The following is a 14,770-nucleotide window of genomic DNA, read 5'->3' on the forward strand; positions in this document are numbered from 1 at the left end:
AAAAAACTACTTCAGACTCGCGAAGTAGTTTTTCCAGTAACACTTGTTTTCTACAAAAAGTTAACAACTTGCATCAAGATCGGCACGACGATCACGAACAACACGGTGGAGGTGGTGACTAGGTTGGTGGCGTATTCCACGTCGCCGTGGGCCTGACCGACCAAGATTGGCAAGACTGCCAGTCCAGGGGCGCCAGCTTGGATGATCAAGGTGCTGCTTTCGATCGCCGGCATGGTGTTGCCCATGCTTTTGCCAATGAGGATCATGACGATCATCAACGCTGGCGCGAAGATAAAGCGGCCTAACAGTGCCCAAACAGTATCGCGGTCAAAGCGGATCGATTTCAAGCCGGCATCAGCGAGAATGATCCCAATGTAGATCAAGGACATGGGTGTGACGATGCCGCCGACCATGTCTAAGGTCTTGGTGATCCAATCAGGTACGGGGATCGCCAATAGCAAAAAGACCAAGGAAACCAGGAAACCGACTAACGGCGCGGGCAAGAGTTTGCGCCAGTTGAAGTCTTTCTTGGTGCCTTTTTTGACAGTGGGATCGTAATTGGAAATGAAGAAGACGCCGATCGCCCAAGTCGAGATCGTGTTCATCACATAATAAACGAGGAAGTACGGCAGGCTTTTACTCCCGAACAAAGCCAAGTTCAACGGCAAGCCAATGAAAATGGTATTGGCGTTGGCGAACATATTGATAAAAGTACCCCGACGACCTTGGCGAATGTGTAGCGCTTTGGTCAGCAACCAAGCCAGCAAGTAACTGCAAGCAAAACTGCCAAAAGCGAAAATCAATCCACCAGACAAGCTGGCTAATTTGTCGCGCGTCAGATATTTCAAAACAGAAACGAAAATTGAAGCGGGTAAGGCGATGTTCATGATAATAAACGAGATATTGCCCTTGAAGCTGTCATCCAAACGCTTAGAACTTCGCAGCCAATAACCTAAACCGATCACAATCACAATCTCGGCAACGCTTTGTAATGATGTCATAAATGCGGCCATTTTTCTCAATTCCCCCTAGATAATTAGTATGCTGGTGTCCATTTCAAGTCAGCGACAGCTTGTTGCGCATCACTAGCAGTCGATAAATGTTCGTCGATCGCTTGCTGAGCCACACCATTGGCAACCGTCAAGCTGAAGGCGTCCAATTTCGAGACCGGTGGCAAAACCGCCGCGCCTGCTTCCGTCGGATCGACAATCCCACCTAGGGAATGGGCCGCTTTATTGATCATGCCATCGCTTAATACCTTGGCATTGACTGCCAGCGCGCCTAAGCCTAAGCCCGGATAAACCAAGGCGTTATTGGCTTGACCAATGTGATAAGTCACGCCTTGATATTCGATCGGCTTAACGGGGATCCCGGTGGCGATCAGCGCTTGGCCCTTGGTCCAAGTCAACAGATCTTCCGCCTTAGCCTCGGCCAATTTCGTTGGGTTAGACAATGGGAAAATAATCGGCCGTGGTGTGTGCGCCGCCATTTCCTTGACGATTTCTTCTGTGAAGGTGCCTGGTTGTGTTGAAGTCCCGACCAAGATCGTCGGATGAACGGCCTTGACGACTGCGGCTAAATTAGTCAAGTCAGCGGCGTTGGCGAATTCAGAACGTTGATGGGTAAAGGGCTTTTGCTCGGGGGTCAAGCCGACCGTATCATCAAACAGCAAGCCTTGCTTATCAACCAAGTAGAAATGCCGTTTCGCTTCTTCAGGTGACAAGCCTTCTGCCACCATCGCGTCAAAGATCCGCTGCACGATACCAGCACCAGCTGTCCCAGCGCCGAAGCTCAAATAGATTTGGTCGGTCAATTTCTCGTGGGAAATGTTCAACGCGCCTAAGATACCGGCCAAGGTGATGATCCCCGTTCCTTGAATGTCGTCGTTGAACGTCAAGATCTCGTCCTTGTACTTGTTTAAAATATTGGCAGCATTATCACGGCCGAAGTCTTCGAAATGCAAATACATTTGAGGGAACAACCCTTCCGCCGTGGCGACGAAACGATCCACGAACTCATAATAGCGTTGACCGGTCACCCGTTGATGATGATTGCCAAGGTAAAGCTCATCGGTCAATAATTTCTCGTTATTGGTGCCCACGTCCAAAACCACTGGCAAAACTGATTTGGGATCAATCCCAGCGGCAGCAGTATAGACCATCAGTTTGCCAACGGAAATATCAACACCTTGCACACCCCAGTCACCGATGCCCAAGATTCCCTCGCCGTCAGTAACCACGATCAAGCGAATGTCGCGCTCACCAGCGGCAGCGCGCAAGCTGGCCTCGATGCTCTCCGGATCATCAATCGACAAGAAAGCAGCGTTTTGCGGGTCCAAGAACAAGCGGCTGTAATTCTCGATCGTGTCGGCAATGGTGGGGTCATATACGACCGGCATGAATTCGTTGATGTGCTCGCTGAATAATCGATAGAATAAAGTCCGATTTTCATTGAAAATATCCATCAGAAACAAGCGCTTAGCTAAATCAGTTTCCCGCAATTGATACTGACCATAAGCTTGTTCCACTTGTTGCGCCAAGGTTTGCACGAAAGGTGGCAACAAGCCCACCGTGCCGTTCTCCTGCCGTTCCGCCGCCGTAAACGCGGTTCCTTTATTTAAAAACGGATCATTTAGCAGTGCTAAACCAGATTTTTTTATTTTGAAAAACCTCCTCAAATATCTTACAAAAGCTAGGATAGTCCACTATAAATAATATAGTCAAATATGCTATAATTAATAAAAAAGAATTATAGGTGCTGCTATGACAACGTATTTGAAGGATTATGCCTACTTCCAAAAATTAGTTGAATTAAAAAGTTTTTCAAAAACGGCGGAATTTTTCGCGGTCAGCCAACCAACGGTCACTTACGCGCTGAAACGGCTGGAATCTGAGTATGGCAGCCGCCTGATCTCCCGAACTAGTTTCGCCAACTCGTTGACCTTAACCGCCGCCGGGGCTCAGACCTTACAGCATCTGCAACGGATCCTCCACGAAGAACAATTGCTCCGTCAGGATCTCCACCGGATCAAAACAAAGAAGATCCGCATGGGCATGCCGCCGATCATCACCAACTATCTCTTCCCGAAAGTTTTCGATGAGTTGGAACAGGCCGATCTGATTGCCCGCATCGAACCTGTGGTCAGTGGCTCCAAAGAGCTGCTGGCTCAATTGCAAAGCGGCGCGCTTGATCTGTCTTTATTAGGCGCCACCAATATTCCTGAAGCGGCTGACTTGGACTTTATCATGATTCGCCAACAACCCTTCAAGTTGATCGCCGCCGCTGACCGCCAGATCCCACGGCCGTTAACGCCGGAATTTATTGCCCAACAGGCCTTTATTTTGCTTGATGAACAATCAGTCCACCAACAAGTTTTCCAATTGTTCTGTCGCAAGTATAATATTCTCCCCCAGGTGATCTACCAAACCAATGATTACAAGCTGCTTCTGGATCTGGTGCGTCGCGATCAAGGCATTAGTTTCATCACCGCCACCGCCCTTCACGATACTGATGGCGTCCAACAATTGGACCTCCCCCTCCTCGACCTGCCACAATTCAAGATCATGTTAGGCACCCGCCACAGTTCCGCCGCCGATCCTGACCTGACCACGATCCGGGAGATTTTCCAACGAATCCCGTTTCTCTAGAGTCGCAACAAAAACGATCCTTCAACACCAGTTGACAAAGAGCCAAAAAAAGAGCAAGCACACGAAGGAAAACAATGCCATTAAGTTAAGCTATTGACAAACTGGAATTTGAATATTAAAGCACCTATTTAATATTTTTTCATTAAATAGGTGCTTTTTGTGATTTAAATAATACTTATAATTCGATTTTATTGCACACCAAATAAGCCTAAATCTTCTGATACTTTACCAATCTGACTTAAGCTACCCGGTACATGAAATGAACTGATATTTTAGGACTAACCTTCCTTTGATCTTTTCTACCTGGACGGATCGGCACAACATAATGACCTCTTTCATTTCTTGGAGCGAGAATTCTTCTGGATTAAGATTGGTTACTAATACATCCCATTCTCTTTGCCGGATTTCTCATCATTTATTCTAAACTTACAAACTCTAAATTTTATTTTCAACAGCTCAATCTAGCAAACATTGCGCGCGTTACTGATTATTTTTATTTAGCAGCTAAAACTTGAATTGCTTCTTCTAGCGTGTATTCTTCATTGGTAATTTCAGCTTCTTTAAGTTCTTAATTAACACTGTAATTACTCCATCTCTTTTGCCGTTTTATGATAGTCAATCAATTGTCGAATATCACCACAGTTAGCCAGTTCTCGCTCATAAATTTCTCGGGTGTTAGCATCGACATTCCCAGCTTGATCAAAATGGACTTGCTCTGTTCCGGCCTGCAATGACGTTTTATAATACCACTTCTTATACCGCAGAAAATCTAACTGTTGCTGGAGGGTTTCGATCTTTTCCATCAGCACCCGTTCTTCACGATCAAGAAAGTTATAGCGATCTTCCAGCGTCATATCACCTTGCATGCACATCTCAACAAAGTCATGAATCTGTTCAATTTTAAGGCCACTCTTCTTCATACACTCAATGACTTGAAGAAAGTTAAAATCATTATCCTTAAACTGCCGACGCCCTGCTGAATCACGGTCAACAAACGGCAATAAGCCCCGTTTATCATAATAGCGGATGGTCGACGGGGCAATCCCCATAATTTCTGCTACATCACCAATTGAATAAGTCATTTTAATTCACCTCATACGCAAAAAGACTGGGAATATACTCAGCCTTTAATATTTATTTACTATTAAAACATAACACTTATTCATCTAAATGCTTAATTACCTTCGTTGGAACCCCAGCAGCGATACTATTATCTGGAATATCGTGTGTAACTACCGCTCCTGCAGCGATCACAACATTATTACCAATCGTCACGCCGGGAAGGATAACTACGCGACCACCGATCCAAACATCATTACCAATATTGACTGGTGTCGCCTGGGCCAGGTACTTCCGACGACCGATCGCTGTTGTTGGATGATTAACAGTGTAAATATCAACGTTGGGACCAATCATCACATTATGACCGATATTGACTGGTGCGATATCGAGAATTGTTAGATTATAGTTGCTCAAGAAGTCTTCACCAACATGAATGTTCCTCCCGTTATCAAAGTGAATTGGCGCCTGCATCGAAACTCGTTTCCCATGGGAACCCAGGATTTCTTTTGCTTTTTTCTCTTGAGCAGCTAGGTCATTTGAAGAAATTGCGTTAAATTCTTCCGAAACCGTCGCACTCTTTGCTTTCCGTTCGACAACTTCTGGATCGAGAAAATAATATTCTTGCCCAGCGTCTAACTTTTCAATTTCACGCACCGTCGTCAGCCTCCTTATTTTTCTGGTTGATCAGCCGAGATTGATAGATCACGGCTCTTCTTAAATTCTTTGAGAGTATTTTCATATTTTTCAATTGCCCTGTCAACTGAAAACTTCCCGAGTGGCAACCGCAATGGTAAGTCAGCAAAGTTATCCGTTACTTCATCATAGATGATCTTAGCAGCAGCCTTAGGGTCACCGGGTTCGTGATGGGCACCTTCTGCGTTAGTCGTAATGTCTTTAGCAAACTTTTGGTAGTCGTCGTGCGTTGGCATGGTCTTCTTTGAGGAACGACCAGCCCAATCAGTCCGAAAACCACTAGGTTCCACAATCATTATCTTAATACCAAGGTCAGCGGTTTCCTTTGCAATGGACTCACTGATTCCTTCAACGGCATACTTAGTCCCGTGGTAGAATGACCAAATTGGGAATGAAGCCAATCCACCAATTGAAGAAAAGTTAACAATGGTACCAGACCGTTGTTTCCGCATTGTGGGCAATACGGCTTGGGTCATTTCTGCCAGTCCCCAAACATTAACATCAAACATGTACTTTGCTTCCTTTAAGTCACTTTCTTCAAAGGTGGCAAAGTAACCAAGTCCAGCATTATTAACTAGCACATCAATCGTGCCGAACTTTTCCAAAGCATTATTAATCGTATCCTTGATCTCATCAGAGTTAGTAACATCTAGGGTCTGCTTCAAAATTTGCCCATGGTCATATTGATCTAGATACTCTAATTGGTCAGTGTGCCGAGCCGTTGGCACTAAGTTGACATCTTCTTGTTGAGCTAACAAAGCAGCGAGTTCCTTACCAAAACCAGTTGAAGTACCAGTAACAATCCATGTTTTATTTGACATAATAATTACACTCCTTTTTAATAGCTGTGGTTAGTATAGGACTTAAACTATAGTTTATAGTCAAGAGCATCATTCAAAAAATTTAAATTAAATATCATGCAATTAGAACAATCGATCAAATGCTAGACAAATTGGTTATTATGCGTGTTACAGATATCTTGTTAGTGTTATTAATTCTGACAAGCATTCTCCTGTTTTCTAAAACTGATAATATCTAGTGTTAAACCTAGTCTGTCCATTTCGGTTAAAGTAATTTCCTAGTTTTTCCATTAAGTTACTTGCTTTTATCATCGAAATTGCAAAAAATAAGTCAATACCTTTGAATAGAATTTTTTTCAAACCAACATCCAATTTTCGTCTCAAAAAAAGCCTGACACTTTTGTAAAAATTATCAGGTCACACTTAGGTTGTTTCATTCTTGTCAATCGCTTAACTTAATGATATTGCGAAGGAAAAACTGATTGCTCTTTAACCGAGTCAGAAAACGTTGAACTGCTGGAGCGGAGCGTGGCGTTGAAACGTGTTCGCCGACCCAGCTTCTTCCGCTTAGCTACGCAATTGTTCCGGAAGCAAAGTGCGGCTTCCAAAACAATTGCTAGGCTAATGCTCAGAAGCTACCCGGGTCGGCTCACACTCTGGCGTTGGTGGTCCGTTTGTTTGTCGGCGGAAGGTCGGGCTGGGGGTGAGTCAGCCGCGATATTATTGTTGGCGATTTATCGCCTACAATAAGGCCGAGCTTGAAGATTTTCGGCGGTTTTCCGAAAAGCTTCAAGTCGTGCCCGCCGCGTTCCACCACCCCCAGCCCGACCTGGAGCCCCACCACGTCTGCCATCCACCAACGCCCCGCGCAGCGCAAGCCGCGGACAATCTATTCCCGGTCCAGCACATATCAAAAAAAGAGCAATCACACGATGAAAACGTGATTGCTCTTTTTAAACGTGTTACACACAACTGCTTTCTGCGCCGATACGCGTTTTGTCACAGATTGTCTGACGCCAATCTGCACCAAATCGCTAGTCGTGCTCAAAAGCAACCCGTTGTGTGCCACACTCTCTTTTTTGAAACGTGTTCAGAACTCAATTATTTCTCAGCTGCCCAGGTAGCAAAAGCAGTTTTGATCTTATCTAGGGAGATCTCCGCGGTGCTGGTGAAGTTCAGATCAGCTTCGTTCAGGATCGCTGGATCACCGATTCCTACTGAGAATTCACCGGCGCCATTGATTGACTGGATTCCAGCAAAGGCATCTTCTAAACCAACCGCTTCTGTCGGCTTGAGGCCAAGTAAAGCCGCCCCCTTGGCGAAAATCTCAGGATCTGGCTTTCCTGCATGCAGACTGGCCGGGTCGACGATCTGGTCGAAATAACTAGTCAATTGGAGGCCATTCAAGATCCGTGGCGCATTCTTGGAGGCTGAAGCCAGCGACATTTGATAGCCATCAGCTTTTAATTGATCCAAGAAGTCCTTGATCCCGGGGAGAATATCCGCCGGCGTCATGTTGGAGATCAATTGAACGTAATAATCATTTTTCTTGGTGGCCAAAGCCTCTTTCTCAGCTTCGGTAAAATCATTTTCCCGCTGACCGAACTTGAGGATCACATTCAGTGAATCCATCCGGCTAACGCCTTTCAATTGTTCGTTCACGCTGGGATTGATCGTGATGCCCATATCATCTTGGGCGATCTTCGACCAAGCCTGATAGTGGAACCGGGCAGTGTCGGTGATCACCCCGTCTAAATCGAATACAAAACCTTTCAGCATTGCTGTTCCTCCATTCACTTCTTAATCTGTGACCGTTAAAACTTGGTCCGCCTTAACGATCTGAGGTTGACCATTCACAGTCAAGGCTAAATCGGTGCCCTTAAGCAATTCCAACTTAGTCTCGTGATGATCCACAGTAACAGCCAAAAGTCGACCGCGGAAATTGATCTGGAAACGATAACTCTCCCAATCTTTCGGGCAGAACGGCTTCAAAGATAATTGACCATGGGAATGGCGCAAACCAGCGAAGCCTTGGACGATCGACAACCAACCGCCGCTCATCGAAGTGATGTGCAAACCATCGGCGGTATCGTTGTTATAGTTATCCAGATCCAACCGCGCTGTCCGGCTGTACAATTCAACGGCCTTATCTTCTTCACCGATCTCAGCGGCGATAATGCTATAAATACAAGCAGACAAGGAAGACTCATGAACCGTCATCGGCTCATAGAAGTCAAAGTTCCGTTTCTTTTCCGCCAAGGTAAACTGGTCATCTAAGAAATAGATTCCCTGCAAAACATCGGCTTGCTTGATAAACGGCGAACGCAAGATCCTATCCCAAGACCAATGTTGGTTCAAAGGCCGTTCACTTGGATCCAAGCTAGAAACCGGCCGCAGATCTTTATCAAGGTAGCCATCGTTTTGGACGAAGATGCCTTCCTGGTCATCAACGGGATAGTACATCCGCGCGATGATATCTTGCCAGTGAGCTTGTTCTTCTGTGCTGACCGCCAACGCGTGCTGTTTGGCGTCAGAGACTTGTGGTAAAATCTCCAACGTATAACGTAGCACCCAAGTAGCCATTTGATTGGTATACCAGTTATTGTTGACGTTGTTCTCGTACTCGTTCGGACCAGTGACCCCGTGGATCATATACTGCTGATGCCGTTTGGAGAAGTGGACCCGATCGGCCCAGAAGCGGGCAATGCCAACAAGCACATCGATACCCTTCGTCAAAACGTAATCAGTATCTCCAGTATAATCGGTATACTCATAAATTGCATGAGCCACGGCCCCGTTCCGATGGATCTCTTCAAAGGTGATCTCCCATTCATTGTGGCACTCGATCCCATCGAAAGTCACCATGGGATACAAGGCGCCTTTGAGACCTTGTTGTTGCGCGTTGTGATAAGCGCCGGCCAATTGGTCATAACGGTATTCCAACAATTGCCGCGTGACCTGGGGTTTGGTGACCGAAACATACATTGGCACGATATAAGCTTCCGTGTCCCAATAAGTCGCGCCACCATACTTCTCACCGGTAAAGCCTTTTGGTCCGACATTCAACCGGGAGTCTTCGCCATAATAAGTCATGAATAATTGTAAAATATTGAAACGAATCCCTTGTTGCGCCGCCGGATCACCATTGATCTGCACGTCCGATTGGGCCCAACGTTGCGCCCAAACCTGATCTTGCCCCGCTAATTGCGTGACCAAACTGGTTTGGTCGGCCGCTTGGATCAATGTGGTGGCCCGATTGACTTGCTGAGCCTCGGGGACATCACGGCTAGTGACAACCACCACCTGCTTGCGTAACGTCAATGCCTGACCAGTGGTCAAATGGGCGCTGATTGTTTCCCCAACGCGGCCAGATTTTTCAGCCAAGGGTTGGCGGTCCACAGCGACGGGACTGTCTACGACCACGTGCATTTGCTCCGTGATCGTAAAGCGTGGTGTTCCAAACGGATTTTCTTTGGTTTCCATGGTGACGAAATAATTATCGTCAGCTAATGGACCTTGGTGCCGCAATTCCCAGAAAGTTTCATCGTAATTGGAATCTTCATTATGAACATTGCCATTGATCAAAGGTTCCAGCGTCAGTTCAGCTTGACCAGATAAAACTTCAGCCTCTAAATTGATCAACGCCAATTCTTGGGTGACATTGCTCATGAAGCGCAAGAAACTGAAGCGCACACTGGCGCCGCCGATCTCCGCGACGAACGACCGCCGCAAAACCCCGTCATGCATATCCAATTCCAGCTTGAAATCATGAAATTTGGTTTTGGCGAGATCCAGCGTTTCACCGTTGACCTTGATCGGAATGCTGAGGAAGTCCGGTGAGTTGATGGCTTTACCGAAATACTTCGGATAGCCATTCTTCCACCAGCCAACTCGCGTTTTATCTGGGAACCAGACCCCAGCCAAGTAGGTGCCTTGGTGGGTGTCACCGCTGTAACTCTCTTCGAAATTACCGCGCATGCCCATATAACCATTACCGATCGAGGTCAGACTTTCCTGCAAACGCTTGTCCGCTACTGCCAACTGATCCGTTGTGAGAACCCACGGATCGATCTCAAATAATCGTTTTGTCATTTTGAACCCCTCTGTTGTTTGTAAATTCGTCATTAAATCGTGTCCGCCAATAAATCGCCAAAATCATCAGGGCAAGAACAACTGAGAAAACCATAAACATCAATGAGAAATCAAACCGGATCAATCCGGTCGCCATTGCCGCCAAGGTGCCATATAACGACGCGTTGAGCACGAGATTATGGGCTTCCCCAAAGGATTTGATCGAGGCTTGCCGATTGCGTTTCATTAAGGACAAGAAGAACGCCGCTCCTAAGATCAAGAGCAAATTGGAACCCACGACGATCATCCCGACGGAAACTAACATCAACATCATGATCGAACCATGATTAGAACGATACCAACTGTTCTGGAGAAACTTCGTGATATTTTTGTGTGGTGCAACATTGTTTTTCTGTTGATACGTGGCTTGGAAAAGATAGCCGCGTTCTTGCAAGGTGAAGTGGTCTTGGGCCAGATCAACGGCATTGTCCACTTGTTTCATTTGCTTCTTGGTCAAGTTTGTCCCGATCAGCGCCTTCTTCGTCTGATAAATCACCTTGTTCTCAGAAGTCTGTAACCGATCATCCTTAAATGTCAGCTGTTGGCTGGCGTCCTTGAGTTCCTGTCGCGCCAGCAAAGCATTGGCGTCGGGCAAAAAAGCATGGAAGTTGAAGGTGGTCTGTTGGGCGTAGAAAATTGGGATCGGCACGATCATCAGTGCGCTCAAGAAAATGAAGACAATGATCTGTTGCCACCAACGTAACGCGTGACGTCCTTTGAACATGGCTGTCGGCGTGAAAGCCGACATGAAATAACGAACGGGAAAAGCGATTTTCTTCATTAAATTTGTTTCATTCCTTTACTGGGGTTTTATCCTTTAGTACTACCTGATAGCAAACCACTAGTGAAGTATTTTTGCAAGTAGAAGAATAAAATACTGATTGGTAAGGCGATCAAGATCGCGCCAGCCGCGAACAAGACAACTTGTTGATCACGGGTATTGGTAATGAACTGCTGCAAGCCAACCGCAACGGTCAAATGCTCGTCAGAACGAAGCAAGAACTTGGACATGATGTAATCGCCGAATGGTCCCATGAACGCCCATAAAGCTTGAACGGCGATCATTGGCTTGACCAACGGCAAAACAATCTGCCAGAAAACCCGGAAGTTGCCGGCGCCATCAAGTTTGGCCGATTCATCCAAGTCATATGGAACGGAATCGAAGTAGCCTTTCATCAACCAAGTGTTCATTGGGATCCCACCGCCGATATAGATCAACGTCAAGAACCAGTAATGATCCAAGGCGTTGAGCATATTGGCCATGACATAGAAGGCAGTCAACGCGGCCATGGTTGGGACCATTTGGATAATGATGAAGAACATCAAGCTGAAACGCCGCCCGATGAAGCGGTAACGACTGTAAACATAACCGGCCAGCGTGATGACCGCGACTTGGATCAGCATCGTGAAGAAGGCGATGATGACCGTATTCTTGTACCAGGTCCCATAAAGGGTCTCCGTGAACAGACGTTTAAAGTTGATCAACGTCCATTTTGAACTGAAGTCCAAGGTAAAGGACTGCACGTTACCTGTTTTAAAGGCCGAACTGACGGTGATCAGTAACGGATAGATAATGATGATCGCCAGAATGACCATGTATAGGTAGGTGAAGAAATGCTTGACCCGTCGATTACGGATTGCTGATTTCTCATTGATTTTCTTTTGTCTACGCGCCATCTTAATCATCTCCTAAATCAAATGCGCCCGTCTTCTTGAAGACGATCATGGAAACACCAATGACAATGACCGAGATCAATAAGGTAACTGCGGCGGCGATCGAATATTGCGGTGATTGACCCGTCGTTAATTTATAGATCCATGAAATCAAGATATCAGTACCACCGGCACCGCCACCAACATCCCCAGGACCACCACTGTTAAACAGATAGATCATTGAGAAGTTGTTGAAGTTACCTGTATATTGCGTAATGAAAATTGGTGCGGCGACCGTAAAAATCGTTGGCGCCGTAATGTGATTGAATTTTTGGATCGCGGAAGCGCCATCTAATGTGGCTGCTTCATATAAGTCTTCGGGGATCGCTTGGAGGATCCCGGTGACCATTACATAGATATAAGGGAAGCCCAACCAACCTTGGATCATGATGATCGCGATCTTCGTCCAGAATGGATCTGTCTTCCACGCTGGCAATGACAAGTGCAAGAATGGCAAGATCTTATTGAAGAAAGGAATGACCTGAACATTGATCGCACCAGCCGAATCGTTGAAGATGTTGGAGAAACTCATGATCGAGATGAAGGCAGGTACTGCCCATGGTAAAAGGAAGATGACCCCAAAAGCACGTTTGAATTTAATAAAGTCCTGATTCGCCACGATTGCCGTGAAAATTCCTAAGAACAATTGTAGTGTTGTCGCCACAACCGTCCAAATGATCGTCCAACCGAAGACCGCGTTGAAAGTTTGGCGGTAACTACTTAGGAAGAACAATGAGGTGAAGTTCTTGAAACCGACCCAGTCCAACAGATGAGCAGGTGGCACATGGAGAAAGTCATAGTTTGAAAAGGCGATGAATAAAGTAACGAGTACTGGGAACACGATGATAAACAGCATTAAGAAATAAGCTGGGATCGAGAATAGGTATGGAAAGCCGCCATCCCCGATGTTTTTGATCATCTGAACCAAACTGGTCGATGGCTTCTTGCCTTCGTTGGCCTGCTTGGCGATGTTACCGGCGTCATAGATATTGGCCGCGTAGAGAATGATCGCGACAACTAGTACAAGGATCTGCAACGTCCCTTCGATCATCATAAAGAGCGAGTTATCCATCATTGGGGTTGAACCCAAGGTAATCAGATTCACGATCTGACGGACACCGGCCAGCGCTAATTCAGCGACGAACGCTAAGAAGAGCACTAAGAAGATCGAGCCTTTCAGGACTTGGTGATTATAAAATTGCCCCAACCCAGGAATAATCGAGAGCAATTTTGCTTTTCTGGGGTCTTGCTTTTGTGGATCAGTCATCACTGGTCCCTTCCTTTCCGTTATGTAAAATGTCGATGGTACGTCGCCATCGACATTTTAAATTCAATCTAGCGGCTTACTTGCTGCCGTACTTCTGTTCAATCTTCTGTTTGATGACCTTAACACCAGCATCAGCGGCTTCTTTCGAAGTCATCTTGCCAGAAGCTGCGTTAGTCACGATTGTTTGACCTGCGTCCCAAACCTCAGACATTTCAGGCAAGTTGATCAACGGATCATCCTTCTTGAATTGTTCGATAACGGCAGTCGTTAATTCAGTTCCATCTTCCTTAGCAGCGTTTTGTGCTTTCAAGTTAGCTGGAATTTCAGCAGTCATGTTGAAGAAGGTCTTCTGGTTAGCGTCATTTGAAACATAGTCTAACCATTTCTTCGCTAATGATTGGTTCTTGGAATAAGCTGAAATGACCCAAGACTTGCCACCACCAAAGGCTTGATAATCTTTACCATTTGGCAAAGTAGGTAAGACAGTCGCGCCGTAATCAATGCCGGCTTCTTTATAAGAAGATGCCTTCCAAGGACCGTCGATGACAACTGCGGTCTTACCCTTGGTGAATTGATCGTCGATGAAGTTCTGGTTGGCTTTGATATCTTGCATCCCTTTAGGCCAAACATTCTTGAAGTAGTTGGTCATGAAGTCCAATGCCTCAACAGAGCCAGCGTTGTTCAAGCCGATCTTCTTAGGATTTGAGTTGTCATCGCCGAAGACGTAACCACCGTAACCCTTGAAGACGCCATAGCTAATGTAGAAGTTCGTCCATTGCGCTAAGAAACCAACGTTCTTAGTTTTGTCATTTTCATAAGCAAACTTGGAATCTTTGCTGATTGCTTCGATTTCATCGAAAGTAGTTGGTGCTTTGTCAATCAACTTCTTGTTATAGTACATGACGATTGATTCGATCGTCACTGGCGCGCCATAATGCTTGCCATCATACTTAACGGCATCTTCACCAGTTGACGCATAGCGACCTGAAACTGGATTGTATTCAGCGACTTGACCTTGTTGCGCTAATCCACCGACCCGGTCGAATGGTGCCATCATGACATCTGGCGCTTTACCAGCAGGTCCATCCAGTTGTAAAGCGTCAAGTTGATCCAACATATCTTTGTTGACCATCTTGATCTTCACATTGTTATCTTTTTCGAACTTACCCTTGATCTTGTTGACATACTTCTTATAACCCTTATCAACGGAAATCGTCAAAGTCTTCGATTCCGAACTCGTTGCCGATTTCTTATCACTACTTGATGAATTACCACAAGCAGCTAATGATAAAGCAACCGTGGCAGTCAAAGCAGCTAAACCTACATAACGCCATTTCTTCAAATTCATTACTTGTTTCCTCCTCGAAACGTAATTTATTGATTTCGCTTACAACCACATTATGGTTTCTTGTAAGGGATTTAGCAAGCGATAAATCAATGTTACCGATAACAGAAAA

The 14,770-nt window shown here is 45.8% G+C and carries 12 protein-coding genes; 1 reads left to right on the plus strand and 11 read right to left on the minus strand.

Translation table 11 applies throughout. The features are described 5' to 3' along the window. Nucleotides 1-50: 50 nt before the first annotated feature. On the minus strand, nt 51-1,013 hold the full coding sequence (locus tag ACYVSB_RS10460) for an AEC family transporter (RefSeq protein ID WP_461219313.1): 963 nt from the start codon (nt 1,011-1,013) through the stop codon (nt 51-53). Between the two features lie 23 nt (nt 1,014-1,036). Beyond that, nucleotides 1,037-2,659 (minus strand): malolactic enzyme, encoded by a 1,623-nt coding sequence (locus ACYVSB_RS10465; RefSeq protein WP_125598932.1) that lies wholly within the window; start codon nt 2,657-2,659, stop codon nt 1,037-1,039. Between the two features lie 103 nt (nt 2,660-2,762). Between ACYVSB_RS10465 and ACYVSB_RS10470 the strand changes: the two genes are divergently transcribed. Next, nucleotides 2,763-3,647 carry a LysR family transcriptional regulator gene (locus tag ACYVSB_RS10470; RefSeq protein ID WP_461219314.1) on the plus strand — a complete coding sequence of 295 codons (885 nt, stop codon included), beginning with the start codon at nt 2,763-2,765 and terminating at the stop codon, nt 3,645-3,647. A 584-nt stretch (nt 3,648-4,231) separates the two neighbouring features. Here ACYVSB_RS10470 and ACYVSB_RS10475 read toward each other — a convergent pair. From ACYVSB_RS10475 to ACYVSB_RS10515, 9 genes are all read right to left on the minus strand, one after another. Then, a complete protein-coding gene (locus ACYVSB_RS10475) occupies nt 4,232-4,729 on the minus strand; it encodes a MerR family transcriptional regulator (RefSeq protein WP_461219315.1) in 498 nt (165 codons plus the stop codon). 76 nt (nt 4,730-4,805) lie between these two features. Continuing rightward, nucleotides 4,806-5,363 carry a sugar O-acetyltransferase gene (locus ACYVSB_RS10480; protein WP_461219316.1) on the minus strand — a complete coding sequence of 186 codons (558 nt, stop codon included), beginning with the start codon at nt 5,361-5,363 and terminating at the stop codon, nt 4,806-4,808. A gap of 14 nt (nt 5,364-5,377) precedes the next feature. Then, entirely contained in the window at nt 5,378-6,223 is an 846-nt protein-coding gene (locus tag ACYVSB_RS10485; RefSeq protein ID WP_461219317.1) for an oxidoreductase, read from the minus strand. Nucleotides 6,224-7,303: 1,080 nt separating this feature from the next. Continuing rightward, the gene (pgmB, locus tag ACYVSB_RS10490) at nt 7,304-7,981 is read right to left on the minus strand and encodes a beta-phosphoglucomutase (protein WP_461219318.1); all 678 of its coding nucleotides are present in this window, start codon (nt 7,979-7,981) and stop codon (nt 7,304-7,306) included. A gap of 21 nt (nt 7,982-8,002) precedes the next feature. After that, complete coding sequence (locus ACYVSB_RS10495) at nt 8,003-10,294, minus strand: glycoside hydrolase family 65 protein (RefSeq protein ID WP_125598944.1); 2,292 nt, start codon at nt 10,292-10,294, stop codon at nt 8,003-8,005. After that, on the minus strand, nt 10,275-11,114 hold the full coding sequence (locus ACYVSB_RS10500) for a hypothetical protein (RefSeq protein WP_461219319.1): 840 nt from the start codon (nt 11,112-11,114) through the stop codon (nt 10,275-10,277). Before ACYVSB_RS10500 ends, ACYVSB_RS10495 begins: the two co-directional genes overlap by 20 nt. 29 nt (nt 11,115-11,143) lie before the next feature. Then, complete coding sequence (locus ACYVSB_RS10505; protein ID WP_379860860.1) at nt 11,144-12,010, minus strand: sugar ABC transporter permease; 867 nt, start codon at nt 12,008-12,010, stop codon at nt 11,144-11,146. A gap of 1 nt (nt 12,011) precedes the next feature. Further along, on the minus strand, nt 12,012-13,316 hold the full coding sequence (locus tag ACYVSB_RS10510; protein ID WP_379860862.1) for a carbohydrate ABC transporter permease: 1,305 nt from the start codon (nt 13,314-13,316) through the stop codon (nt 12,012-12,014). A gap of 73 nt (nt 13,317-13,389) precedes the next feature. Beyond that, nucleotides 13,390-14,661 carry an extracellular solute-binding protein gene (locus tag ACYVSB_RS10515; protein ID WP_125598955.1) on the minus strand — a complete coding sequence of 424 codons (1,272 nt, stop codon included), beginning with the start codon at nt 14,659-14,661 and terminating at the stop codon, nt 13,390-13,392. Nucleotides 14,662-14,770: the final 109 nt, after the last annotated feature.

This window comes from Lapidilactobacillus salsurivasis (genome assembly GCF_054785215.1).